This window comes from Aeromonas sp. 604176 (assembly GCF_049170755.1).
Taxonomy (GTDB): domain Bacteria; phylum Pseudomonadota; class Gammaproteobacteria; order Enterobacterales; family Aeromonadaceae; genus Aeromonas; species Aeromonas veronii_A.
The window spans coordinates 1-24,097 of the sequence record NZ_JAAKNE010000060.1 but is presented as its reverse complement, the minus strand read 5'-3'; the positions used below and the strand labels follow the sequence as shown (position 1 = coordinate 24,097).

Here is a 24,097-nt window from a genome sequence, read left to right as displayed (position 1 = left end):
GCCATCAGGCCGTTCATGCCCTCTTGCGCACCCAGGTAGTGACCCAGGAAGGATTTGCTGATGGCAACCATGGCGATCAGCGGAGCCACAGTACCGATAACCGGGTTATCGAAGTGGTTGGCCAGGTAGGACAGGATGGAGATGTTCTGTTCTTTGGCAGCAGCCAGGTCAGCCGGGGAGAGGCTCAGTACGCAGCTGAATACGAAGAACATAACGGTCATTACCATCATGACGTGGGCGCCCAGCAGGATGTTGCTGCACTTCTTCTCGGCACCTTCACCGTAACGACCTTTGTTGTCCACAGCGAAGGAGGAGATGATCGGGGAGTGGTTGAAGGAGAACACCATTACCGGGATAGCCAGCCACAGGGTCTTGATGAAGTCACCGTTGAAGGCGTCGGACAGGGCCGGAGCTTCAGTGATGATGGCACCGTTCCAGTGCGGGATCAGGTAGAACGCCAGGCCCATCAGGGTGAGCACGAACGGGAATACCAGCACGCTCATCGCTTTGACGATAACCTGGCCGCCCAGACGAACAACCGCCATCAGACCGAGGATCAGAGCCAGTGACAGAACGGCACGGGGAGGTGCAGACATACCCAGCTGGTGAACAATCACGCTCTCGACGGTGTTGGTGATGGCGACTGAATACATCAGCACGATCGGGTAGATGGCAAAGAAGTAGAGCAGGGTGATGAATTTGCCTGCGGTCTTGCCGAAGTGCTCTTCTACTACTTCAGTGATGTCGCCATCACGGGTAGAGCCGGACAGCACGAAGCGGGTCAGACCACGGTGAGCAAAGAAAGTCAGCGGCAGCGCCAGGATCAACATGGCAACCAGCGGCCACAGGCCACCTACACCGGCGTTGATTGGCAGGAAGAGCACACCGGCACCGATCGCGGTACCGTACAGACCCAGCATCCAGACCACATCGGCCTTGTTGACGCCGCGGGAGGTGTTGCTGGCTAAACGACCATCAGCTGCAATATTCATGTCAGACATACGTTGTTCCTGTCATCTAGGAAAATGGGATTCTTGTTTGGTCGGGCCTTGGCCCGGTTCCATCTCCCTGGAACGCCTGCTGTCCGTCCTTGATATTAACCTCTCGCCCCCCGGCAACCTGGCCATCACTCCTTGTGACAACAGGATTGCAACAAACAACAGTGCGAGATTTTGACCCTGAGGGTCGGCGCCCGTCTCACTCAACAACCGATTAACGTGCGCCACTCTTGATGAGCTGACTTTAATTAAATGCCCTTATTAATCACAGCGTTTTTTTGAATTAATCAACCAAAGTTTGATTTTGGTCGCCTTTCGGACGACCAAGATCACACTCAAAGCGCCTTATTGTGAGTTTTTTTTAACAATTCAACTTAGTTTCACTGGAATCAATGACCTGCGAGCAGCTACATATTTGCAACAAGCCACCCGTTTAGCGCGGATTGTGTGCAGCACGGCCTTGACGTACCCTTGTGACTCACGCCTTTTTGTTGATTGATGATGACCATTACCCGTACCGATCTCGCCGAACTGGCGGTATTTGCCGCCGTCGCCCGTCACCGCAGTTTCAGCAAGGCCGCCCTCGAACTCGGGGTCTCCGCCTCCGCCCTCAGCCATAGCCTGAAGGGGCTGGAAGCCCGTCTGGGGGTGCGGCTGCTCAACCGCAGCACCCGCGCCGTGGTGCCGACCGAAGCGGGCCAGCGGCTGCTCAAACAGCTGCTCCCCACCCTCAATACCCTGGAAGAGGCGCTTTGCGAGCTGGCCCGCAACAGCGACGAGCCGGTAGGGAGACTCAAGCTCTGCGCTCCGCGCGGCGCCATCGACAGCCTGCTGGCACCTGTGCTGATCGACTATCTGGCCCGTTATCCGCGGATGCAGGTGGAGGTAGTGGAGCAGGAGCTGATGCCCCGGCTGATTGAAGATGGTTACGATGCCGCGCTCTTTTATGGCGATCTGCTGCCCAAGGAGATGATCGGCATCCCCCTCGGCCCGCCTCAGCGTTATCTGGTGGTGGGCTCCCCGGCCTATCTGGCGGAGCACGGTACGCCGGAACACCCGAGCGAGCTGAGCCGCCACGCCTGCATCGGCTATCGCCTCACTCCGCACCACCACTATCGCTGGGCCTTTGCCGCCGATGGCACCATGCTGGAGATCGAAGTGACCGGGCCGCTCACCACCAGCACCCCGGCCCTCTATCTGGGCGCCGCCGAGGCGGGGCTGGGACTGGCCTACTGTCTGGAAGAGGAGGTAAGCCAAAAGGTCGCGGAAGGGAAACTGCTCACCGTGCTGGAGCCCTGGTGCCCTACCTTTGCCGGCTTTTACCTCTTCTATCCCAGTCGGCATCAACTGGGCAGCGGGCTGCGCATCCTGATCGACATGCTCAAGGCCCACTACCAAAACCCCGGATTAGTGAGTAATACTCAGCAATTCATCAAGTGAAACCCTGATTATCACCAAATAAGTATTAATCTAGACTAGCTGTTCGATAATCGAACTCCCCGAGAGAACAGATATGTCTGCCTATTTAACACTGCGGCAACGGGCCATGACCCGTCGCTTCTGGGCTTACGCCCTCCCCTCCATTCTTGCCATGCTGGTCTCGGGGGCCTACTACCTCATCGACGGCATCTTCGTCGGCCACTATGTCGGTGCCGCTGGCCTCGCCGGGATCAACCTGGTCTATCCGGTCATCATGGTGCTGATCGGTCTGGCCGCCATGATCAGCATGGGGGCGGCCACTGCCATCTCCTTCCAGCAAGGGGCGAAAAACGACACGCTGGCCCGTCAGGCGCTGGTCAACGCCCTCTGGCTGCTGGCCGGACTCGGGGGCGTTGCGCCGGTGCTGCTCTATTACACCCACACCGATATCCTGCTGGGGCTGGGGATTGAACAGGGCACCGAGACCTGGAAACAGGCGAGTGACTACCTCACCTGGATTGGCGGCGGTACCCTGCTGCTGGCGAGCAATCTGGCGGTGCCCTATCTGCTGCGCAACGATGGTCGCCCGAAACTGGCCATGGTGCTGGTGAGCAGCGGCGCCGTGCTCAATATCATCCTCAACTACATCATGGTGGGTCGGCTGGGGCTGGGACTGATCGGGACCGCGCAAGCCACCCTGATGGCAGAGGGTGCGGTGAGCCTGATCGGCCTAGGCTACTTCTTTACCCCCTGGGCGCGGCTGCGCCTCAGCTGGCGGGATCTGGTGCCCAACCTCCCCGCCATGCCGCACCTGCTCTTTACCGGTCTGCCGAGCTTGATTGCCCAGTTCAACCTCGGCCTGCTGCTGATGCTGCACAACAGCCAGCTGATGGTGTACGGCAATGTGAAGGATCTGGCGGGCTTTACCGTGGCCGGTTACACCGAAGCTGTCTTTATCGTCATCCTGCAGGGGCTCGCCTTCGGCATTCAGCCGCTCATCAGCAAGGCGGCAGGGGCCAAGCGCCACCGCAACCTCAAGTACCTGATGGAGATGGGGCTCAAGTTCACCTTTATCTACGGCATGCTGGTGTGGCTCACCATCCAGCTGCTGCCGGGACAGGTCGCCATGCTCTATACCGGCGACAAGGATCCCGAGCTGCTGGCCGCCGCCATCAGCAGTCTGACCCTCAACCTCGGCGCCATTCCGCTGGAGGGGATCATCATGTTCGGCATCGTGCTGCTGCAATCCATGGCGCGTACCCGTCAGGCGCTGGTCATCTCCATCGCCAAAACCGTGTTGCTGCTGCCGCTCATCTTCCTGCTGCCGCAACTGTGGGGGCGTGATGGGGTGCTGATGGCCCAGCCCGCCACCGTGCTGCTGCTCACCCTGCCGCTCTGCTGGCTGCTGTGGCGCGAGTGGCTGCGCCTGAAGATGGCCTGCGCGCCAAAAAACAAGCGTCGCCCGCAACCGGCCCGCGCACGCGCCGCCGTCCAGCTGGCTCGTTAAGGCCACCAATCCCGCAAAACAATAAAAAACCGGCATCCATTGATGCCGGTTTTTGCTATATGGGCGGGTCTGCCTGCCCTTACACAGAGATTCAGGCCAACACCGCTGCCCACACTTATGCCAATACTTCTGGCCTGAGCTGGGCCATCAGCCCCGGGTTGTCGGAGTAATCCACCGGAATGGCTACCACAGCTGGCCCCTCCACCGCCAGCGCAGCACGCAGGGTGGCGCGCAGCTCGTCGGCCGAGCGCACCGCAAACCCGGCCGCCCCGAACGATTCGGCATAGCGTTTGAAGTCGATGGGGCCAAAAGAGACGCCGGAGGTGCGGCAATACTTCTGCTGCTCCTGCATCGCCACCATGTTGTAGCCGTTATCGACCCAGATGATGTGAACGATATTGCTCTTGAGCCGCACCGCCGTCTCCAGCTCCATGCTCGACTGCATAAAGCTGCCATCCCCCGATACCGAGATCACCTTCTCACCCGGCCGCACCAGCGCCGCACCGATGGCCCACGGCAGTGCCACCCCCATGGTCTGCTGACCGTTGGAGATCAACACCTGACGAGCACGGAAGCTGTAGAGGTAGCGGGCAATCCAGATATGGAAGCTGCCCATGTCGACGCAGAGGGTCATGTCGTCGCGCACCAGATCCTGCAGCTCGCGCACGATACGCAAGGGGTGAACCGGATTGCCGTGCAGATCGTCGGCCCGCATCGCCAGTCGCAGCCGCTGCTGGCGAACACCTTGCAGCAGCCGATCCACCTCGGGGGGACGGATTTTCGGATTGCCCATGATGCGGGTCAGCTGCAACAGGTTGGCCCGGATCGACCCCACCAGCTCGGCGGTCGGGCAGTAGCTGCTATCGATATCGGCAGGCAGCACGTCGATATGGAGGATGCGCCGCTCCCGGTCGCCATTCCACAGCACGGGGTCGTACTCGATGGGGCTGTAGCCGATGCAGATCACCAGATCGGCCCCCGCCAGCAGTTGATCCCCCGGCTGGTTGTTGAACAGCCCGACCCGCCCGGCAAAGTCATCGAAGTGGCAGCTGTCCACCACCCCGGCGGCCTGATAGGTACCGGTCACCGGCAGCCGCGCCTTGTCGAGGAAGGCACGCACTGCCTCGGCATTTTCCGGCCGGCTCGCCATCAGGCCGAGCAGTACCACCGGATTCTCGGCGTTGCGCAGCAGGGTCAATGCCTGCTCCATATTCTGCTCATCGGCGCAGCCCGGCTCCGGCACTTCGCGGGGTACCAGCACATTGCCCTGTACCGGCTTGTTGATGATATCCATCGGCAGGCTGACAAACGCCGCCCCCGGCCGTCCCAGCTCGGCAGCGCGAAAGGCGTTGGCCATCACTTCCGAGATTGCCGCCCCGCTGTTGACCTGGGCACTGAACTTGGTGACCGGACGGCAGAGGTTGACCGTATCCATGCTCTGGTGGGTGAGCTTGAGACCATCGGCACGGCGCACCGCACCGCCCAGCGCCACCATGGGGTCCCCCTCCGAGGTGGCGGTCGCCAACCCGGTGATGAGGTTGGAGCAACCGGGGCCCGAGGTGACCAGCGCCACCCCCGCCTTGCCGGTGAGACGCCCCACGGCGGCCGCCATAAAGGCGGCGTTCGCCTCGTGGCGCACCACTATGGTCTCGATGGGGGAGTCCTCCAGCGCATCGAACACCCGGTCAATCTTGGCCCCCGGGATCCCGAACACCTGCTTGACCCCTTGCGCCTCCAGATGACGAACCACCAGCTCGGCACCGCACTTCCACTGTCTGTTTTCCATGATATTGCTCCTTGTCTATCAGCCTTCGGCGGCTTGAATGGCGCGATCGAGATCGGCGGGGTTGAGGTCGGCCTGCCGGAAAGCGGGATCCGATGGCAGGGCCAGATTGAGATGACGCACCACAGAAAGTCGCAGGGTGCCGTGGGCCATGGTGTAGTCGAGCAGATGACCGCCCCCCTTGCGATCGGCGGTGATCATATGTTCGTGAAAGCCCGCCACATTGACCCCCTGCACGAACGGCGGGCAGCGAAATCCCACCAGAGTCCCCGCCACCGCGGCAAAGCGGAACAGCGGCTGCTGCTCGATGGCTTCCAGCATGGGGCGATAGGGCGGCTCCTGACGCGGCACGGTACGGACCTTGGCCGTTTCAAACTGGCCGTCGAGGCGCAGGGCGACGAAGACGTTGTCGGATCCCACCAGCCGATCCACCCACTGGTGGATCTCGTCACGGCTCAGGGGGTGATCGAAGCGACGCTCCAGACAGGGGCGAAAATGGGTCATCACCGCGAAGGGGGTCTTCTGATCGGCGCGGGCGGGCCTGGCCGAGCCATCGGAGCGCAACTGGTGGATCTGGCGCTCGAAGGCGATCAGCTCACCATCGAGGTGATTGAAGGTGCCGAGGCCAAAGTCGCCGTGGCGCAGCAACTCGCTCATGGTGGTCTCCCCTTCGTAGACCCCCGCCAGCAGGGCGCTCATCAGGGAACTCTGGTAGATCTCGCCACCGTCATGCTGCCTGCGCCAGCGGGAAAACTGCTGGCTCACTTCGAGGGCACAGCTGCACCCGGCACTGTCAGATGTTGCAATATGTTCCATTCGGGTTTCACCTCCACCGTGAATCCTGTTAGCGTTCGGATCCAATGGTGACTTGGTTCACATTTCAACACCAATACGCTGATCCCATGACTTTGAGACTCAATCGATATGGAACTTCGTACGCTCCGCTACTTCATGGCCGTTGTTGAAAAGCAGAATTTCACCCGCGCAGCCGAATCACTCAACATGGCCCAGCCGCCCCTGAGCCAGCAGATCCGCAAGCTGGAAGAGACCCTGGGCACCCCGCTGCTGCGCCGTTTGACCCGCAGTGTCGAACTGACCGAGGCGGGCGAGAGCCTCTATCGGGATGCGGCGCAGATCCTGGCGCTGGCCGATGCGGCAAAACTGAAGGTAAAGCGGATTGCCCGGGGCGAGCAGGGGGCACTGCGGATCGGCTTTGCCGGTTCCACCGTGCTCCACCCCGCGGTACTGACCCTGCTGCACGACTATCGGGAGCGCTACCCCGAGGTGGCTCTCAGCCCGCAGGAGGGCACCATGCCGGCACTGGTGGAGGCGCTGCGCAACGATCGGCTGGACGCCGCCATCTTGCGGCTCCCCTGCCGCGGTAGCGAGGGATTTGCCCACCACCTTATCGAGCAGGAGCCGCTGCTGATCGCCCTGCCGACCAGTCACCCCAAAGCCAAGCCAGGCCCCTTACCACTGGCCAGCCTGAAGGACGAGAGTTTTATTCTGTTCCCCCACGCCATCGGGCCCGGGCTCTATGACGGCATAGTGGGTCTCTGTCGGGAGGCGGGGTTCGAGCCGATATTGGGGCCCGAATGCCCGCAGGTGATCTCCACCGTCGGCATGGTGCAGGCGGGCTTTGGCGTGACCCTGGTGCCCAGCTCGGTGGCAGCGCTGCGCCCGCTCGGGGTCAGTTATCACCCCATTGAGGGCAACGGCATGATGACCAGCATCAGTCTGGCGACACGGCCGCATCCAAGCAGTGCCGTGCTGCGGCACTTTATCGCCCAGATCCGTGCCGCCCAGATACGACAAGGCCTCCCGAAGGAGGCCCTGTTGAACAAGCTTGAACCGGTTTGATGGCCAGCTTGCCTGATACGACGGCTTATTTGACGGTGCTGCTTATTTGACAGTCACGCGGGCAAACTTGCGCTTGCCGACCTGATAGACGGCGGTACCGGCACCGATGAGTGCCTTGCCATCTTCCAGCTTCTCGCCATCCACCTTGACCGCGCCCTGCTTGATCATCCGCAGCGCTTCGGAGGTGGTGGCCACCAGATCGGCCTCTTTCAGCAGATTGGCAATGGCCAGACCTTCGCCTTCCAGAGCCAGCTCGATTTCCGGCATCTCGTCCGGGATGGCGTTCTTGGAGAAGCGCTGGGTGAAATCTTCGTGGGCCGCTTCAGCCGCCGCTTCGTCGTGATAACGGGCGATGATCTCTTTGGCCAGCCAGATCTTCACGTCGCGCGGGTTGAGAGTACCGGCAGCGATGCCTGCCTTGAACTCTTCGATTTCGGCCAGCGGACGGAAGGAGAGCAGCTCGTAGTAGTTCCACATCAGATCGTCGGTGATGGACATGATCTTGCCGAACATCTCGCCCGGAGCGTCGTGGACGCCGATGTAGTTGCCTGCGGACTTGGACATCTTCTTGACGCCATCCAGACCCACCAGCAGCGGCATCATCAGCACGCACTGGGTCGCCATGCCGGCATCTTTTTGCAGCTCGCGGCCCATCAGCAGGTTGAACTTCTGGTCGGTACCGCCCAGCTCAACGTCCGCCTTCAGCGCGACCGAGTCATAGCCTTGCAGCAGCGGATAGAGGAATTCGTGAATCGCGATGGATTGGCCGCCGGTGTAGCGCTTTTTGAAGTCGTCGCGCTCCATCATGCGGGCCACGGTCTGCTTGGCCGCCAGCTTGATCATGCCAGTCGCACCCAGCTCGCTCAGCCAGGTCGAGTTGTACTCGATGCGGGTCTTGGCGGGGTCGAGGATCTTGAACGCCTGCTCGGCATAGGTGAGGGCGTTATGCTTGATAGCCTCTTCGGAGAGCGGCGGACGGGTAGCGTTCTTGCCGGAGGGGTCACCCACCATGGCAGTGAAGTCACCGATCAGCAGGATCACTTCATGGCCCAGATCCTGGAAGGTCTTCAGCTTGTTGAGGATCACGGTATGACCCAGGTGAATGTCGGGGGCGGTCGGGTCCATGCCCAACTTGATGCGCAGCGGGCGCCCTTCCTTCAACTTGGCGACAAGTTCTTCTTCAACCAGAATTTCTTCCGCTCCGCGCTTGATCTCGGCTAGCGCCACCTCGAGCTGGGACATTTTTTGACTCTCCATCACGATTCCACAGGGCCAAACATATTACTGGAATGGCGGGCCAATTGGAAAGGCTGTAAAATCCGTCCATTCTGCCCGACTTCATCTGCTTCTCATGGTTATTTGGCACGCCTTCAACGCACTCCCCCACTGGCACCGCAAGATGGTGCTGATCTTGAGCATCATGATCATGATGCTGGCTGCCTGGCCAAGCGAGCAGGCGGTGGCAACACGAGTCGATGAAAACGGCAACGAAATTGCCCTGCGGGAACCGGCCAACGACAACGCGCTAAACAACGAGCTGCCAGCCGAGGCCGCCCAGCCCGTTACCCCGCCCAAGCCGCGCTATATCACCAAGCAGGTGAAGGTGCGCCGTGGCGACAACATGGGGGTGATCTTCCAGCGCATTGGCCTGAGCACCACGGATCTGCACCTGATCGACCAGCTCGAGGGCAGCGATCCCCTGCGGATGCTGCAACCGGGGCAGGAGCTCACCTTCAAGCTCACCGAGAACGGCGAGCTGCACAGCCTCTATTACCCCCACAGTCTGGAGCAGGCGCTCAAGGTGAGCCGCAAGGAGGAGACCTTTGTCGCCCGCAACGTCAAGATCGCCCTCGACACCCGCGAACAGGTGAGCAAGGGCGAAATCCGCTCCAGCTTCTGGGGCGCGGCGGTGGATGCGGGTATGACCGAAGATCAGATCATGGACTTGGCCGCCATCTTCGGCTGGGACATCGACTTTGCCCAGGACTTGCAGCCGGGGGACAGCTTCCGGGTGGTCTATGAAGACAAGTTCCGCGACGACGAGCGGGTCGCCTCCGGCGATATTCTGGCCGCCGAGTTCGTCAACCAGGGCACGGCCTACCGCGCCGTGCTCAATGAAGATGGCAACTACTACACCCCGGAAGGCAAAGCCATGCGCAAGAGCTTCCTGCGTGCGCCGGTCAACTTCAAATACATCAGCTCCAACTTCAACCCGCGCCGCCTCCATCCGGTGACCGGCAAGATCCGCCCCCACAACGGCATCGACTATGTGGCGCCAGTGGGCACCCCCATCATGGCGGCGGGCTCCGGCAGCGTGGTGGCCGCCGGTTACAACCAGTTCAACGGCAACTACGTCTTTATCAAGCATGCCGGCAACTATGTGACCAAGTACCTGCACCTCTCCAAACGCACCGTCAACAAGGGACAGCGGGTGAAGCAGGGGCAGACCATCGGCACTCTGGGTGGCACCGGTCGCGTCACCGGCCCGCACCTGCACTACGAATTCGTGGTGGGCGGTATTCACAAGAACCCGCGCACCCTCACCCTGCCGCAAGCAGAGACCCTGAGCGGACGCGAGCTGGCCAACTTCAAAAAGCTGGCGATGCCGCAACTGGCCAAGCTCGACAACCCCGAGCTGCTGCTGGCCCAGAACAAGCGGGATGGTCGCGGCAACTAAGCCATCAGGGCTGGCGGGGTAGCAGCCCCGCCAGCCCTTTTTATTTTGCCTGCGCATGGCTCGGCGCCATGCTGCATCGGTGTCGGGAAGCGGACTATCCCGACCAGCGAGTGAGGAGAGCCAATGGCTGAACGCTATATCGGATTGATGTCAGGCACCAGCATGGACGGTATTGACGCCGTGCTGGTGGTGATCGACGGGGATCAACTGCGGGTCGAGGCGGCCCTCAGCCACCCCTGGCCCACCGCCCACGAGCTGCATGAGCTCTGTACCCCTAGCGACAACGAGATCGATCGCATGGGGGTGGCCGACAATCTGGTGGCGCGCGAATTCGCCGCCGCCACCCACGCCCTGCTGGCCAAGACGGGCCTCACGCCCGCCGATATTCGCGCCATCGGCAGCCACGGCCAGACCATCCGCCACCGCCCCCAGCTTGGCTTCACCCTGCAGATCGGCAACGCGGCCCTGCTGGCGGCGCTGACCGGCATCGATGTCATCGCCGACTTTCGCACCATGGACATGGCCCTCGGCGGTCAGGGGGCCCCGCTGGTGCCCGCCTTCCATCAGGCCTTCTTTGCCCGCCCCGGTGCATTGCGGGTGGTGCTGAACCTCGGCGGCATCGCCAATATCTCGGTGCTGCCGGGCCATGCCAACGGGGTCTATGGCTTCGATACCGGCCCGGCCAACACCCTGCTCGACGGCTGGTATCGCCGCCATCACCCCAAGGGGGCCGGTTACGATGCCGGCGGCCAGTGGGCGGCCAGCGGCAAGCCAATCCCGGCCCTGCTGGAGAAGCTGCTGGCTCACCCCTATTTCGCCGCCCCCGCCCCCAAGAGCACCGGGCGGGAGATGTTCACCCTGGAGTGGCTCGATGGCGAGCTGGCTGGCCAACCCTATGCCGCGGCGGATGTGCAGCGCACTCTGCAGGCGCTCACCTGCCACAGCATCGCCCGCCAGCTGCCTGCCCCGAATGAGGCGCAAACCCGTCCCGAGCTGTTTGTCTGCGGCGGCGGCGCCCATAACGCCCCGCTGCTGAGCGAATTGGCCAGCCTGCTGCCCGCATGGCGCATCGCCAGCACTGCCGAACTTGGCATTGCGCCCGACTGGATGGAAGGCGCAGCCTTTGCCTGGCTGGCGGAGCGCTTTATCAAGCACAAACCCGGCAACCTGCCCGCCGTCACCGGCGCCAGCCGTCCGGCTGTGCTGGGTGCTCTCTACCCCGCACCCTAGATATCCCACAGATATGCAAATGACGACAAGCCCCGATATGGGGCTGTCGTCATGTCACATCATGAACAGTGGCACTTTGGCCAACACCCGTTGTTACATGGCATTGGTGGATTCAAAAATTTTGTCGGCGGACGCTTCGACAAAGCCCGGATAGAGCACGCCATCAGGCTGCGGGTAGCGCAGGGCAAACTCGTAGAAGCAGCTCGGGATGGTACGCACCCCATCGCTGAACGGCACCTCTGCTTTGTCGGCCATGGTGGAGGATTGCTCCAGCATCACCTGCGGGTCCCCTTTCACCTCGCCACCCACGCTGTTGAGCACGAAACCCGCCGTCTTGAGCGCCGCATTGACCTGATGGATGGTGTCAAAATCCTTCAACTTGTTGATATTGACCGTGAAGTGGTTGGCACGATAGCCCCATGCCGCCATCCAGGCCGCGTACTCACTCTCCGCCAGCAGAGTCTGATAATCGGCATAGGAGACCTGCCAGGGGGCACCAGTGTAGAGAAATGCCGGGGTATCGGTCAGATGATCGGGCACCTGATCCGCCAGCTTATGGATAATGGCCTGTGCGCCTGCGGAGAGTTCTTCGACCTTCAGCTCACTGATAAACACCTTGGGAGCGTCCGGATCTTTGTGCTCAAAGTGCTTGGCGTAGAGCTTCTTGGCCTTGAAGACGTACTCGCCCTTCTGCTCGTAACCGAGCGCCAGGAAGTGGGCGGCCAGCTTCTCCAGCCCCAGCTTTGGCAGGTTATAGGTACGAAACGCCACGTGATCGTTGACGATGGGCTCGCCGCCACCCAGCAGGGTGTGCACCTTGAGGGCACTCGGAGTCACCTTGATGTAGTTGTCCCACAGATGGCTGAACAGAGTGTCGATATCCTTTTGCATCTATCTTTCCTTTGATTGCGGGTACGAAACGGGGCCCCGATGGGTGCCCCTTGTAGTTGTCCGTTTAGAAGAAGAGGCCCGGCGAGAGCTGCTCCGGCATAGCGGCCTTGCTGTCTTCGACCGACGCAACCGGATAAGCACAGTAGTCAGCAGCGTAGTAGGCGCTCGCCCTGTGGTTGCCGGAAGCGCCGATACCGCCAAACGGCGCAGCACTGGAGGCACCGGTGATGGGCTTGTTCCAGTTGACGATGCCAGCGCGGATCCGCTTGAAGAAGTGATTCCAGTCCGCCTCCTTGTCACCCAGCAGACCGGCCGAGAGGCCGTAGCGGGTAGCGTTGCCCTGATCGATAGCGGCATCGAAATCATCGTAACGAATGAGTTGCAGTAGCGGGCCGAAGTACTCTTCGTCCGGCAGCGCGCTCACTGAGGTCACGTCGATGATGCCCGGGGAGACAAAGCCGGTGCCCGCTTTCAGGTGCTCAAGCACCTGCAGGCTCTCGCCGCCCAGCTGTTGCAGGTTGGCTTGTGCCTCGACCATGCCAATCGCAGCTTTCTCGCTGATCATTGCCCCCATAAACGGCTGTTCGGCGGCGTCGTAGAGGCCGACCTTGATCTTGCCTACCACCTCGACCAGTCGTTTGACCAGCGCATCGCCACGCTCACCGCGCTCGACAAACAGGCGACGGGAGCAGGTGCAGCGCTGACCGGAAGTGATGAACGCCGACTGGACAATGGCATGGACGGCGCCGTCGATGTCGCTCACATCTTTCACGATCAGCGGGTTGTTACCGCCCATCTCCAGCGCCAGAATTTTGCCCGGCTGGCCGGCAAACTGTTGATGGAGGAAATGGCCGGTGCGGGAGGAGCCGGTAAAGAAGAGGCCGTCGATATCGGGATTGCCCGCCAGCGCCTTGCCGGTCTCGACCTCCCCTTGCACCAGATTGAGCACCCCCTTGGGCAATCCGGCCTGCTGCCACACCTTGACCATGGCCTCGGCCACCATGGGGGTCAGCTCGGAGGGTTTGAACACCACGGCGTTACCCGCGATCAGGGCCGGGACTATATGGCCGTTGGGCAGATGGCCCGGGAAGTTGTAGGGGCCGAACACAGCCACCACGCCGTGGGGCTTGTGACGGACAAACGCTTTGGCGCCCGGCATGGCATTTTCAACGGTGCCGGTGCGCTCGTCGTGGGCACGAATGGAGATGGCAATCTTGCCCTGCATGGCGGCTACTTCAGTGCGGGTCTCCCACAACGGTTTGCCGGTTTCGCGGGCGATGGTCAGGGCCAGCGCCTCTTTCTGCTCGCCGAGCAGGTCGGCATAACGGCGCACTATGGCCAGACGATCTTCAAGGCTCATATCCGCCCAGTTGTAGAAGGCGGCACGGGCGGCCTTGACGGCAGCATCCCCTTGCGCCGCACTGGCGGCAGCCCCCTGCCAGATCACCTCGTTCTTGGCCGGATCGGTTGACTCGAACGGCTTGCCTTCACCGGCAAGCCACTGACCGTCGATAAATTGCACTAACTGGCTCATCCATTCACTCCCTGTCGCTGGCAGGCAGCCTCGGCTGCCTGCCTGATAATCGGTTTGCTTGTCCTGTTTGTCTCAGTCGAGGTCGACCACCCGCACCATGTCGCCATCCTGTACCTTGAGTGCCGCCGCCATCTTGGGCGGGATGATGGCTTCGTGCTTGTCGAGATCGACCCGGATATTGCCGTAGCAGGCGCGGTAATGCTCGAAACGGCTGTTGCAGATAAGGTGGGTCTTGCCACCGATGGGCTCGCCCACCAGCACCCGCAGTTTCTTGCTGCGGCGCACGCTGCGGATATTCTTCACGTCGCACTCGACGGTGGGGCCCGCATCGAAAATATCGACGTAGCCACGGTTCACGAAGCCCTCGTCCTGCAGCATCTTGATGGCCGGGCGAGTCTTCTCGTGGGTCTGACCGATAACGGCCCGCGCCTCTTTGCTCAGCAAATTGACGTAGATGGGGTACTTGGGCATCAGTTCGGCGATAAAACGCTTCTTGCCGATGCCGGTCAGATAGTCGACGGTGGGAAAATCCATCGAGAAGAAGTGGGTTTGCAGCCACTCGTAGAAGGGGCTGTGACCGTTGGCATCGGAGACGCCGCGCATTTCGGCGAAGACGGTCTCGTCAAACAGCTCGGGGTGCTCGGCCATAAACAGAAAGCGGTGCTTGGAGAGCAGGCGGCCGTTGAGCCCTTCGCGGGCACATTCGCGCAAGAACAGGGTGCAGAGCTCGGAGTTGCCGGTGTAGTCGTTGGAGAGAGTCAGGGTTTCAACGACGTTGTAGATGCCGAGCTTGGGAGAAGAGTGCACCACTTTGCCGATGTGGTAGTTGTAAAACGGCTGGGAGAGGCCAACCGCGGCATCGATGGCACAGGTGCCGACCATCTCGCCGGTCTCCAGATCCTCAGCCACGAAGAAGTAGAGGCAGTCCCCCTTGCCGGCGGGCTTGTCGGAAAAAGTCTGGGTAGAAGCATCGATCTTGCGCTGCAGCAACTCATCGTTGACGGGCAACGAGGTCATGCCGGTGCCGGACTCGATGGCGCAGGTCTTGAGCCCGGCAAAATCTTTTTGCTCGATGGGACGGATAACCAACATAAATGACAACTCCCTTTCATTGACGACAGGTGGGGGCCCGGCTCCTGCCGGGAGAGCTCCCCACCTCAATTTGGAATCAGGCGTTGACCACCTGGGCAACCGCCTTCTCGAAGCGGGCCAACCCTTCCTTGATGTCCGCTTCCGGGATCACCAGTGAAGGGGCAAAACGAACCACGTTGGTACCGGCAACCAGTGCCATCAGCCCCTGATCGATAGAGGCCAGCAGGAAGTCGCGGGAACGCCCCTTGAAGTCCTCGCTCAGAGCGGCACCCAGCAGCAGCCCCTTGCCACGCACTTCGCTAAAGCAGTGGTATTTGGCGTTGATCGCCTCAAGCCCATCGCGGAACAGCTGTTCGCGCCGCTTGACCCCGTCCAGTACCTCGGGAGTATTGATCACGTCGATCACTGCCTCGGCGACCGCACAGGCCAGCGGGTTACCGCCGTAGGTAGAGCCGTGAGTGCCCACTTTCAGGTAAGAAGCGATTTCGTCGGTGGTCAGCATGGCGCCGATGGGGAAACCGCCCCCCAGCGCCTTGGCGCTGGTGAGGATGTCCGGCGTGACGCCGAGCCCCATATAGGCATAGAGATCACCGGTCCGGCCGACCCCTGACTGCACTTCGTCATACACCAGCAGGGCATTGTGTTTGTCGCACAGCTCGCGCACCCCTTTGGCAAACTCGTCGGTAGGACGAATAATGCCACCCTCCCCTTGCAGCGGCTCCATCACCACGGCGCAGGTGTTGTCGGAGATCACCTCGGCTAGTGCCGCCAGATCGTTGTAGGGAACATGGGTAATGTCACCGGGCTTGGGACCGAAGCCATCGGAGTAGGCAGCCTGGCCACCGACGCTGACGGTAAAGAAGGTACGACCGTGGAAGCCCTGATTGAAGGCGATGATCTGGGTCTTCTGCTCGCCAAACTTCTCGATGGCGTAGCGGCGAGCCAACTTGAGGGCAGCTTCATTCGCTTCGGCGCCGGAGTTGCAAAAGTAGACCTTGTCGGCAAAGGTGGCCGCGACCAGCTTCCTGGCCAGACGCAGGGCCGGTTCGTTGGTCATTACGTTGGAGAGGTGCCACAGCTTCTCGCCCTGGGTTTTCAGAGCCTCGACCAGCTTGGGATGACAGTGACCCAGGCCGTTAACGGCGATACCACCGGCGAAGTCGACATACTCGCGCCCCTCCTGATCCCAGACACGTGACCCTTCACCACGCACCGGGATGATCTTGGCGGGCGCATAGTTGGGAACCATCACTTCATCAAACACTTCACGTGTCACTGCCAACAACTCTGACATATAGCTCTCCTTCAGATTCGGCGACAGAATAATCCACCGCCTAAAAGTTAAATCCGTGTAAACGTGACGGGATTATCACAGAAATAAAGTAAAAAGTCTGTAACAAGACGACCTATGAGGAACAATGTTCGATTGACCTTGAGATTTTAGGCAACCGCATTGCATAACGACTCAGGGGGGCTTGGCAAGAGATAATTTGGGCTGGAAGGGGGCTGAATAAAGTGTCAGAGAAATATTTTTTACCTTCTTTCAAACTTGAGAAGGTGATCACAAATTTTTATGAACAGGACAGAAAATTGGCCAGCAGCAAATGGCCCTGTTCGCTCAAAATACTCTCCGGATGGAACTGAACACCCTCGACAGGAAGTGTCTTATGGCGTAATCCCATGATTTCGTCAAACGAGCCATCGGCATGCTCGCTCCAGGCGGTGACCTCGAAGCAGTCGGGCAGCGTGTCGCGCTCCACCACCAGTGAGTGATAACGGGTCACCCGCAAGGGATCCTTTAGACCGTAGAATACCCCTTCGCCGCGATGGCGAATCAGGGAGGTCTTGCCATGCATCACCTGACGCGCGCGAACCACGCGGGCACCAAACGCCTGCGCCAGCGACTGGTGGCCAAGGCAGACGCCAAGAATGGGTAGCTTGCCGGCGAAGTGGCTGATGGCATCGAGAGAGATCCCCGCCTCATTGGGTGTACAAGGACCGGGAGAGATCACCAGAAAACGGGGGGAGAGCTGCGCTATGGCATCAAGCGTCAGTTCATCATTGCGCTTGACCACAACCTCTTGTCCCAGGGCGCCGAAATATTGCACCAGATTCCAGGTAAAAGAGTCGTAGTTATCGATCAACAACAGCATGAGATAACCAACAGTGGAGAATTAACGATCGAGATAACGACCCTGTTCCATTTCCCGTTCACGCTGACACTCGGCCAGATAGATGGCTGCAGCGATGGCAGCAGTCTTGTGATGTTTATCGATGGCATTGGAGACCATCAATTGCAGGGTATTGAGGTTTTTCGCCTTGCGGAACTTGCGCAGCCAGTGACCTTTATCACTCAGCTCTTCAATCGAAATATTTGGTTGAACAGACATGCGTACTCTTGGGGATATAACCCGGGTTGAAATAAAGAATTAAACAAAATACAACGTGGGAAAATAAAGAAAGCCAGGCAAATACCCAGCTCTCTTCTACTACACCTTCCCAGTATGTCAGGCTCGAGGAACGAAGCCGACTACATCATATACGCTGGTCAGGGTTTTTTCAGCTCTTTCACGCGCCTTTTGTGCCCCTTCGGCAAGAATCGCAATCAGATGGGCCTCATCCTGACGCAACTCGTGGAAACGAGCCTGGATCGGTTCCAGCAGCGCAACCACGGCTTCGGCGGTCTCGGTCTTGAGGTGACCATACATCTTGCCTTCGAAGTGCTGCTCCAGCTCGGGGATGGAGCGGCCGGTCACACCGGACATCAGGGTCAGCAGGTTGGAGACACCCGGTTTGTTTTCCGGGTCGAAACGCACCACCGCCGGCTCGTCGGAGTCGGTCACCGCACGCTTGATCTTCTTGACGATCTGCTTGGGATCTTCCAGCAGGCCGATGAAGTTGGCCTCGTTGTCATCAGACTTGGACATCTTCTTGGTCGGATCCTGCAGGCTCATCACCCGTGCCCCTTCGGTCGGAATGAAGGGTTCCGGCATGGTGAACACGTCACCATAGAGGTTGTTGAAACGGGTGCAGATGTCGCGGGTCAGCTCCAGATGCTGCTTCTGGTCGTTGCCGACCGGCACCTGATTGGCCTGATAGAGCAGAATATCAGCGGCCATCAGCACCGGATAACCGAACAGGCCGACGTTGACGTTGTTCTCGAAACGGGCTGACTTGTCCTTGAACTGGGTCATGCGCGACAGCTCACCCATCTGGGTATAGCAATTGAGGATCCAGCCCAGCTCGGCGTGCTGCGGCACGTGAGACTGGATGAAGACAGTGCTCTTCTTGGGATCGATACCGACCGCTAGATAGAGGGCAGCCGCGTCCAGACAAGCTTTGCGCAGGGCGGCCGGGTCCTGACGAGTGGTGATGGCATGCAGGTCGACGATGCAGTAGAGGCAGTCGAACTCATCCTGCATGTTGACCCACTGACGCAGGGCCCCCATGTAGTTGCCGATGGTCAGTTGACCGGAGGGTTGCGCTCCGCTCAATACGATTGGTTTAGTCATGAGAGTGTTAATCCTTGTTATTCAGCCAGCCCAGCTGCGCTATTAGACCAAAAGTGCATCGAGCTGGGCAAACTGCTCGAATACCCAGTCTGGATGGGAGTCGGCGATGGGACGGCCATAGTTGTAGCCGTATGTAAGACCCACCACCTTCATGCCAGCCGCCTTGGCCGCCAGCACGTCATTTTCTGAGTCGCCCACCATTAGAGTGCGAGCCGGGCTCACCCCCAACTCTTGGCAAGCGTGCAGCAAGGGCTCCGGGCTCGGCTTCTTGACCGGCACACAGTTGCCACCTAGCCAGAGCGCGAAGCAATCGCTGATACCGAGGGCATCCAGAATAGGGGCGACAAAGTCGCTCGGCTTGTTGGTGACGATCGCCTGCTTGTAGCCCAGGCTTTGCAAGCGACGCAGACTCTGCGCCACCCCGTCATACATCGCCAGCCCTTGCAGCAGGCAGGCGTTGTAGTGCTGGAAAAAGATCGGTCTGGCCTTGGTAAACAGCTCGGGATCGGCCTCGCGATAGGCGAGCGCCCGCTGGATCAGCTTGTCAGCCCCGTTGCCGACCCAAGTACGGATCACCGCTTCATCAGCCTGCGCCAGACCGAGGTCTGCCAGAGTCAGATTGACTGCCAGCGCCAGCTGGGCGGCGCTGTCAATGAGGGTGCCGTCCAGATCGAACAGCACCAAATCAAATGCACGCTCAGCGTGTGACATGAGCCAGCTCCGCACGCATCTTGTCGATCACCGCTTTATAGTCAGGCTGGCTGAAAATAGCAGAGCCGGCGACAAACATGTCGGCGCCCGCTTCGGCGATCTCGCGAATGTTGTCGACCTTCACCCCGCCATCGATCTCGAGTCGGATATCGCGGCCGCTCTCGTCGATCAGACGACGCACCTGACGCAGCTTGTCGAGGGTACCGGGGATAAAGCTCTGGCCACCGAAGCCCGGGTTGACCGACATCAGCAGGATCACGTCCAACTTGTCCATCACATACTCGAGGCAGGAGAGCGAGGTAGCAGGATTCAGCACCAGACCCGCCTGGCAGCCCATCTCCTTGATGAGGCCCAAAGAGCGATCAACGTGATCAGAGGCTTCCGGATGGAAGGTGATGAGGGAAGCACCGGCCTTGGCAAAATCGGGAATGATGCGATCCACCGGCTTGACCATCAGGTGCACGTCGATGGGGGCCTCGATACCGTAGTCACGCAGCGCCTGACAGACCATGGGGCCAATGGTCAGGTTGGGGACATAGTGGTTGTCCATCACGTCGAAGTGAACCACGTCGGCACCGGCAGCCAGTACCTTGGCTACATCGTCACCCAGACGGGCAAAATCGGCAGAGAGGATCGAGGGGGCAATCAGAAAGTCTTTCATCAGCATCATCCATTGGCAGCCAGGGAGAAAAAGCGGCGCAATTTTAACGTAAAAGGCGGGCGAAAACGACTCGAATGCGGGGTAAATGGGGCAATCGCCTCCCCTCTCCCAGCCACCCGGGTTTTGGGGCATCGGCACGGGCGCGGACTCGCCCATAAAAAACGGCGCCCTTGGGCGCCGCATGGTCTGTTACGTCAGTGGCAGCAGTTCACTGTCGCTGGGATAGTAGCCCTGCTCAGGTTCGATTCCGGGGGGATAGAGCGCCAGCAACTCGGCCACCTTGTTGCGGGTGCCGCCGTTGCGACTGATGGTGCGCTTGACCAGGATTTCGTCGAGGCGGGCACCGCGATAAAGCTCACGAGTCAGCTCGATATCATGGTTGCTGATCAGCACCGGCACCCCTTTGTGAGCAGCTGTGTGGCGGGCCAATCGCGCCAGGATCGCCTGATCATCCAGGGTAAACCCACCGGAGGCATAGGTGGTGAAGCTCGCCGTAGTGGAGAGCGGCGCATAGGGTGGATCACAGTAGATAACCCAATCCTCTTCGGCACGCTTGATGGCATCGGCGTAGCTCTCGCAGATAAAGGTCGCCTTCTGCGCCTTTTCGGCAAAGGCCCACAGCTCTTTTTCCGGGAAATAGGGTTTCTTGTAGGAACCGAACGGCACGTTGAAGCCGCCCTTCTTGTTGTAGCGGCACAGTCCGTTGAAACCGTGACGGTTGAGGAACAGGAACAAGAGTGCCCGCTCGAAGGTGGTCTCGGTCTGATTGAACTGGGTACGCAGCCGGTAATAGGCCGCCTTGTGGTTGTGCTCTGCCACAAACAGCTTGCGCGCCTCGGCAATGAAACTGTCCGGCGTCAGCTTGAGGTGGTTGTACAGGCAGATCAGATCCGGATTGATGTCGTTGAGCACATACGCGTCGTAGTCGGTGTTGAGAAACACAGACCCGGCCCCGACGAAGGGCTCCAGCAACACACGCCCGGCCGGCAGGCGCTCGGCAATCTCTTCAACCAGGGAGTATTTTCCCCCGGCCCATTTTAAAAAAGCGCGTGTTTTTTTCATGGAAATCCGGTGTGTAAGAAGGCAAGACCCAAAAAGGGGGACGATTCTACCCCCTTATCCGGTATCAAGGCTATTGCTTCAGCTCTTTTTGTACCTGTGCAAACGACTTGGGCCAGGGCTGACCTTTCAGCAAGGCTGGCGGAAGCTTGCGAATGGCACTCTTGGCCTGGGTCAGACCGGCATAATCCCCTTGCAGCACCACGTACCAGGGGCTGCCACGGAATTTGGTTTGATAGACCCATACCTTGCCCGCCAGACCATGCTCGGCGACAAATTGATCCACCGCCTTGGTGTTGCTCGCCCCCATCAGCTGAACGCTGTAGTGATTGCGCGGCTTCTTGTTCAAGGTGGCGACCGGTGTCAGGACCACCTTGGGTGCAGGCGCGGCAACCGGCTCGTTGCTGGCTGTTTTGGTGGTGGCCGCAGGCGTTGCGGTTGTCACCGGATTCAGTACTTTGGCGGTACTGGCTGGCGCCGTGGTTGCGATTGCACCACTGGGGGCTGTGCCACTCGGGTTCTTGCCGGTCAGCTCGTCCACCACGTCAGTAGGCAGTGCGCCGCTCACCTTGGGTTCGGTCATCAGCTTTTGCACGACCTCGTCAGAGATCACCACCCGACGCCCTTCGTAATTGGTTGATTCGGTGGTCACAGTTTCGCTCTCCACCGATTTGGGCAGCACTTTCGCCTCCGGCTGCCAATCTTTCACAACCCCGTTTGGATTGCTGGCTGCATCGCTGTTTTGCGCACCTTGTGCAGCGGAATCTGTATTCGAACCGCCAGCGGTGAGGGGATCGCCTCCCGCTACCGGGATCGGCAATGCCGTGTTCTGCGCAGGATCCTGCAGCGCCGGTTTGCTTTCATTGTCAAACAGCGCAGGCAGCAGGTAGCTCAACGCCAGCAGCCCGCCAGCGACCAACGCGATAGCGGTGGCAATCTTCTTGACAGGCAACTCCGCCTGACGCTTCTTGGGCCTTCTGTCGGTCATGATATCCTCCAGTGACTGCATGATGGTGGCCGGATGTCCATTCGCCGTTTTCAGGATCTCTTCCACTTGCAGCTTGGGCAGGAGAGCCGCCGGGATCTTGAGCTCTTTGGCTTTTTCATACAAGAAGATGCGCTGCTCCGGCGGGCTCAGTGGCGGCACTTCCAGCTCAAGGGCTGGCATGGCTCGCCCTTTGAGCTGCGGCCGTTGGGTACGACACCAGACGTCACTGCCCGAGACGATAATGGCCAGCTGATGGGGCGCCGCCAGGGTATCGTTGTGACGGCTGATGGTCCACAACTCTCCCAGCAGTTCAGCCGGTAACAGGTCGGCCCGCTCTATCAGCAGCAACAGGGTGGCAGGCTTGCCCCCTTCCAGCATGCGAAAGAAACTATCAGCAAGGGCATCCTGCGGGTTGAATAGGGGACGTGCCACCACCTGGGGCAGCAACAGTTGACGCACATCCACCATCTTCATGGCAGGCGTGCCGATCAGGCTCACCACCCGCACTTTTTCCGGCAACACGCCGAGCAGGGATTCGCACAGGGTACCGCGACCACAACCGGGTTTACCGGAGAGAAAAATGAAAGGGTGATTGAATTCAATCAGATGCAGCAGCCGGTCAACCAGCTGCCGCTGGGAAGGAAGTTTTAGCAGTTTATTCGTCACGACCAGACTCGATCACCGCCAGCAACTCGGCATCGGACACATCCCCCACCACCTGCGCATGGCCGATGCCAACCGGCAACACCAGACGCAGCTTGCCTTCAAGCACCTTCTTGTCACGGCGCATATGGCGAATAAAGGCGGCGAAATCCATCTCGGCAGGCGCATGAATGGGCAGATTGGCGGCCAGCAGCAGGGCGCGCACTCGCGCGACGTCCGCTTCGCTCATATCGCCACGGGCCTGCGCAGTCCAGGCTGCCAGCATGGTGCCGGCGGATACCGCTTCACCATGCAGCCAGTTGCCATACCCCTGCTCGGCCTCGATGGCATGACCAAAGGTGTGGCCCAGATTGAGCAGCGCACGGACGCCGTGCTCGGTCTCATCCTGACCGACCACATCGGCTTTGATCTCGCAGCAGCGTTTGATGGCGTAGGCCAGCGCGGCAGGTTCCAGCTGTTGCAGACGCACCATGTTCTGCTCCAGCCAGCTGAAGAAATCAGCATCCCAAATGATGCCGTACTTGATCACCTCGGCCATCCCTGCGGCAAATTCGCGGGCTGGCAAGGTACTCAGACATTCGGTATCGATAACAACTTGTTTGGGCTGATAAAAAGCCCCAATCATGTTCTTGCCGAGGAGGTGGTTGACCGCGGTTTTACCGCCAACAGAGGAGTCAACCTGGGAGAGCAGAGTGGTCGGGATCTGGATAAAAGGAATGCCACGTTGATAGCTTGCTGCCGCAAAGCCCACCACATCCCCGATCACGCCGCCCCCCAGAGCGATCAGTGTCGTATCGCGCCCATGGTTGGTTTCAAGCAGAGCAGACATGATCTGCTCAAAGGTCGCCAGGTTCTTGTACGCCTCGCCGTCGGGCAGAACAAGGTGTTCCACCTGAAAATCCGCCAGCAGGGAAGTCACTTTCTCAAGATAGAGCGGGGCGACGACCGTATTGGTCACTATCATCACCCGCCTGCCCTTGATGCTTGCTGCCAGCACCTCGGGGTGCTGTAGCAAACCGGCAGCTATCTCGATGGGATAGCTGCGCTCACCCAGTTCGACCTTCAACCGTTCCATGGACGTCCTCTAGATTACATACCGATCAGCTTTACAATTTGATTGGCAACGATTTTTGCGCTCTGGTCATCGGTGTGCACAACAAAGTCGGCAACCTCTTCATACAGGGCATTGCGCTCTTGTGCCAGACGTTCCAGCACTTCGCGTGCCGGTTCTTCGGTCTGTAGCAGAGGGCGGCGTTTGTCTCGCTGTGTGCGCGCCAGCTGCTTTTCGATAGTGGTTTCGAGGTAGACCACGATGCCACGAGCAGACAACTTGTTGCGGGTTTCGCGACTCTTGATGGCACCGCCACCCGTCGCCAGCACGATACCCTGCTGCTCTGACAATTCGCCGATCACCTTCTCTTCGCGAATCCGGAAACCTTCTTCGCCTTCAACATCGAACACCCAGCCGATATCAGCACCACTGCGGCGCTCAATCTCATGATCTGAGTCGAA

Annotated in this window: 22 protein-coding genes; 5 read left to right on the top strand and 17 right to left on the bottom strand. The window is 59.9% G+C overall.

The window, feature by feature from the left end:
* A partial coding sequence (locus tag G5358_RS12265) for an aromatic amino acid transport family protein (RefSeq protein ID WP_421324162.1) occupies positions 1-1,001 on the bottom strand: 1,001 nt, incomplete at its 3' end.
* Positions 1,002-1,499: 498 nt separating this feature from the next.
* Between G5358_RS12265 and G5358_RS12260 the strand changes: the two genes are divergently transcribed.
* Both G5358_RS12260 and G5358_RS12255 read left to right on the top strand, forming a co-directional pair.
* Positions 1,500-2,438, top strand: coding sequence for a LysR family transcriptional regulator (locus G5358_RS12260; RefSeq protein WP_042055187.1), 939 nt, complete (start codon positions 1,500-1,502; stop codon positions 2,436-2,438).
* 73 nt (positions 2,439-2,511) lie between these two features.
* Positions 2,512-3,924 carry an MATE family efflux transporter gene (locus G5358_RS12255; protein ID WP_042055186.1) on the top strand — a complete coding sequence of 471 codons (1,413 nt, stop codon included), beginning with the start codon at positions 2,512-2,514 and terminating at the stop codon, positions 3,922-3,924.
* Between the two features lie 115 nt (positions 3,925-4,039).
* On the opposite strand, the gene alsS is transcribed toward G5358_RS12255, so the two are convergent.
* Together alsS and budA are read right to left on the bottom strand one after the other, a co-directional pair.
* Positions 4,040-5,710 (bottom strand): acetolactate synthase AlsS, encoded by a 1,671-nt coding sequence (alsS, locus tag G5358_RS12250; RefSeq protein WP_042081073.1) that lies wholly within the window; start codon positions 5,708-5,710, stop codon positions 4,040-4,042.
* Between the two features lie 18 nt (positions 5,711-5,728).
* Entirely contained in the window at positions 5,729-6,523 is a 795-nt protein-coding gene (budA, locus tag G5358_RS12245; RefSeq protein ID WP_005338506.1) for an acetolactate decarboxylase, read from the bottom strand.
* Between the two features lie 108 nt (positions 6,524-6,631).
* On the opposite strand from budA, the gene G5358_RS12240 reads away from it, so the two are divergent.
* Entirely contained in the window at positions 6,632-7,567 is a 936-nt protein-coding gene (locus G5358_RS12240) for a LysR family transcriptional regulator (protein ID WP_043818935.1), read from the top strand.
* Positions 7,568-7,609: 42 nt separating this feature from the next.
* Here the strand turns inward: G5358_RS12240 and tyrS are convergent, their stop codons facing one another.
* Positions 7,610-8,809, bottom strand: coding sequence for a tyrosine--tRNA ligase (gene tyrS / locus G5358_RS12235; protein WP_005347884.1), 1,200 nt, complete (start codon positions 8,807-8,809; stop codon positions 7,610-7,612).
* A 109-nt stretch (positions 8,810-8,918) separates the two neighbouring features.
* Between tyrS and G5358_RS12230 the strand changes: the two genes are divergently transcribed.
* Together G5358_RS12230 and G5358_RS12225 are read left to right on the top strand one after the other, a co-directional pair.
* On the top strand, positions 8,919-10,244 hold the full coding sequence (locus tag G5358_RS12230) for a peptidoglycan DD-metalloendopeptidase family protein (RefSeq protein WP_368226902.1): 1,326 nt from the start codon (positions 8,919-8,921) through the stop codon (positions 10,242-10,244).
* Between the two features lie 123 nt (positions 10,245-10,367).
* Entirely contained in the window at positions 10,368-11,474 is a 1,107-nt protein-coding gene (locus tag G5358_RS12225; RefSeq protein ID WP_421324161.1) for an anhydro-N-acetylmuramic acid kinase, read from the top strand.
* Between the two features lie 93 nt (positions 11,475-11,567).
* Here the strand turns inward: G5358_RS12225 and G5358_RS12220 are convergent, their stop codons facing one another.
* The 13 genes from G5358_RS12220 to aroK all read right to left on the bottom strand — a co-directional run.
* Entirely contained in the window at positions 11,568-12,365 is a 798-nt protein-coding gene (locus tag G5358_RS12220) for a DUF1338 domain-containing protein (protein ID WP_216953068.1), read from the bottom strand.
* Positions 12,366-12,429: 64 nt separating this feature from the next.
* On the bottom strand, positions 12,430-13,899 hold the full coding sequence (astD, locus tag G5358_RS12215; protein WP_216953067.1) for a succinylglutamate-semialdehyde dehydrogenase: 1,470 nt from the start codon (positions 13,897-13,899) through the stop codon (positions 12,430-12,432).
* A 72-nt stretch (positions 13,900-13,971) separates the two neighbouring features.
* Positions 13,972-14,991 carry an arginine N-succinyltransferase gene (gene astA / locus G5358_RS12210; protein WP_005334994.1) on the bottom strand — a complete coding sequence of 340 codons (1,020 nt, stop codon included), beginning with the start codon at positions 14,989-14,991 and terminating at the stop codon, positions 13,972-13,974.
* Positions 14,992-15,067: 76 nt separating this feature from the next.
* Entirely contained in the window at positions 15,068-16,285 is a 1,218-nt protein-coding gene (locus G5358_RS12205) for an aspartate aminotransferase family protein (RefSeq protein WP_245147625.1), read from the bottom strand.
* Positions 16,286-16,562: 277 nt separating this feature from the next.
* Positions 16,563-17,144, bottom strand: coding sequence for an aminodeoxychorismate synthase component II (locus G5358_RS12200; protein ID WP_216953065.1), 582 nt, complete (start codon positions 17,142-17,144; stop codon positions 16,563-16,565).
* A 21-nt stretch (positions 17,145-17,165) separates the two neighbouring features.
* Complete coding sequence (locus G5358_RS12195; RefSeq protein ID WP_216953064.1) at positions 17,166-17,381, bottom strand: hypothetical protein; 216 nt, start codon at positions 17,379-17,381, stop codon at positions 17,166-17,168.
* A gap of 117 nt (positions 17,382-17,498) precedes the next feature.
* Entirely contained in the window at positions 17,499-18,503 is a 1,005-nt protein-coding gene (gene trpS, locus G5358_RS12190) for a tryptophan--tRNA ligase (RefSeq protein WP_005334999.1), read from the bottom strand.
* A 42-nt stretch (positions 18,504-18,545) separates the two neighbouring features.
* Positions 18,546-19,214: a phosphoglycolate phosphatase gene (locus G5358_RS12185; RefSeq protein ID WP_151286598.1), complete on the bottom strand. Its 669-nt coding sequence runs from the start codon at positions 19,212-19,214 to the stop codon at positions 18,546-18,548.
* Entirely contained in the window at positions 19,201-19,875 is a 675-nt protein-coding gene (rpe, locus tag G5358_RS12180) for a ribulose-phosphate 3-epimerase (RefSeq protein WP_005335006.1), read from the bottom strand. Before rpe ends, G5358_RS12185 begins: the two co-directional genes overlap by 14 nt.
* 189 nt (positions 19,876-20,064) lie before the next feature.
* Positions 20,065-20,937 carry a Dam family site-specific DNA-(adenine-N6)-methyltransferase gene (locus G5358_RS12175; protein ID WP_005335008.1) on the bottom strand — a complete coding sequence of 291 codons (873 nt, stop codon included), beginning with the start codon at positions 20,935-20,937 and terminating at the stop codon, positions 20,065-20,067.
* A 70-nt stretch (positions 20,938-21,007) separates the two neighbouring features.
* Positions 21,008-22,588 (bottom strand): SPOR domain-containing protein, encoded by a 1,581-nt coding sequence (locus tag G5358_RS12170; protein WP_421324160.1) that lies wholly within the window; start codon positions 22,586-22,588, stop codon positions 21,008-21,010.
* On the bottom strand, positions 22,578-23,660 hold the full coding sequence (aroB, locus tag G5358_RS12165) for a 3-dehydroquinate synthase (protein WP_421208787.1): 1,083 nt from the start codon (positions 23,658-23,660) through the stop codon (positions 22,578-22,580). The genes G5358_RS12170 and aroB overlap by 11 nt, the downstream gene beginning before the upstream one ends.
* Positions 23,661-23,674: 14 nt before the next feature.
* Positions 23,675-24,097: shikimate kinase AroK (gene aroK / locus G5358_RS12160; RefSeq protein WP_421324159.1), on the bottom strand; the 423-nt coding region annotated here is incomplete at its 5' end.

Bases quoted from the DNA above. Each gene is read 5' to 3' on its own strand.
- G5358_RS12260 (WP_042055187.1), top strand. From the start codon at position 1,500: ATGACCATTACCCGTACCGATCTCGCCGAACTGGCGGTATTTGCCGCC.
- G5358_RS12255 (WP_042055186.1), top strand. From the start codon at position 2,512: ATGTCTGCCTATTTAACACTGCGGCAACGGGCCATGACCCGTCGCTTC.
- alsS (WP_042081073.1), bottom strand. From the start codon at position 5,710: ATGGAAAACAGACAGTGGAAGTGCGGTGCCGAGCTGGTGGTTCGTCAT.
- budA (WP_005338506.1), bottom strand. From the start codon at position 6,523: ATGGAACATATTGCAACATCTGACAGTGCCGGGTGCAGCTGTGCCCTC.
- G5358_RS12240 (WP_043818935.1), top strand. From the start codon at position 6,632: ATGGAACTTCGTACGCTCCGCTACTTCATGGCCGTTGTTGAAAAGCAG.
- tyrS (WP_005347884.1), bottom strand. From the start codon at position 8,809: ATGTCCCAGCTCGAGGTGGCGCTAGCCGAGATCAAGCGCGGAGCGGAA.
- G5358_RS12230 (WP_368226902.1), top strand. From the start codon at position 8,919: ATGGTTATTTGGCACGCCTTCAACGCACTCCCCCACTGGCACCGCAAG.
- G5358_RS12225 (WP_421324161.1), top strand. From the start codon at position 10,368: ATGGCTGAACGCTATATCGGATTGATGTCAGGCACCAGCATGGACGGT.
- G5358_RS12220 (WP_216953068.1), bottom strand. From the start codon at position 12,365: ATGCAAAAGGATATCGACACTCTGTTCAGCCATCTGTGGGACAACTAC.
- astD (WP_216953067.1), bottom strand. From the start codon at position 13,899: ATGAGCCAGTTAGTGCAATTTATCGACGGTCAGTGGCTTGCCGGTGAA.
- astA (WP_005334994.1), bottom strand. From the start codon at position 14,991: ATGTTGGTTATCCGTCCCATCGAGCAAAAAGATTTTGCCGGGCTCAAG.
- G5358_RS12205 (WP_245147625.1), bottom strand. From the start codon at position 16,285: ATGTCAGAGTTGTTGGCAGTGACACGTGAAGTGTTTGATGAAGTGATG.
- G5358_RS12200 (WP_216953065.1), bottom strand. From the start codon at position 17,144: ATGCTGTTGTTGATCGATAACTACGACTCTTTTACCTGGAATCTGGTG.
- G5358_RS12195 (WP_216953064.1), bottom strand. From the start codon at position 17,381: ATGTCTGTTCAACCAAATATTTCGATTGAAGAGCTGAGTGATAAAGGT.
- trpS (WP_005334999.1), bottom strand. From the start codon at position 18,503: ATGACTAAACCAATCGTATTGAGCGGAGCGCAACCCTCCGGTCAACTG.
- G5358_RS12185 (WP_151286598.1), bottom strand. From the start codon at position 19,214: ATGTCACACGCTGAGCGTGCATTTGATTTGGTGCTGTTCGATCTGGAC.
- rpe (WP_005335006.1), bottom strand. From the start codon at position 19,875: ATGAAAGACTTTCTGATTGCCCCCTCGATCCTCTCTGCCGATTTTGCC.
- G5358_RS12175 (WP_005335008.1), bottom strand. From the start codon at position 20,937: ATGAAAAAAACACGCGCTTTTTTAAAATGGGCCGGGGGAAAATACTCC.
- aroB (WP_421208787.1), bottom strand. From the start codon at position 23,660: ATGGAACGGTTGAAGGTCGAACTGGGTGAGCGCAGCTATCCCATCGAG.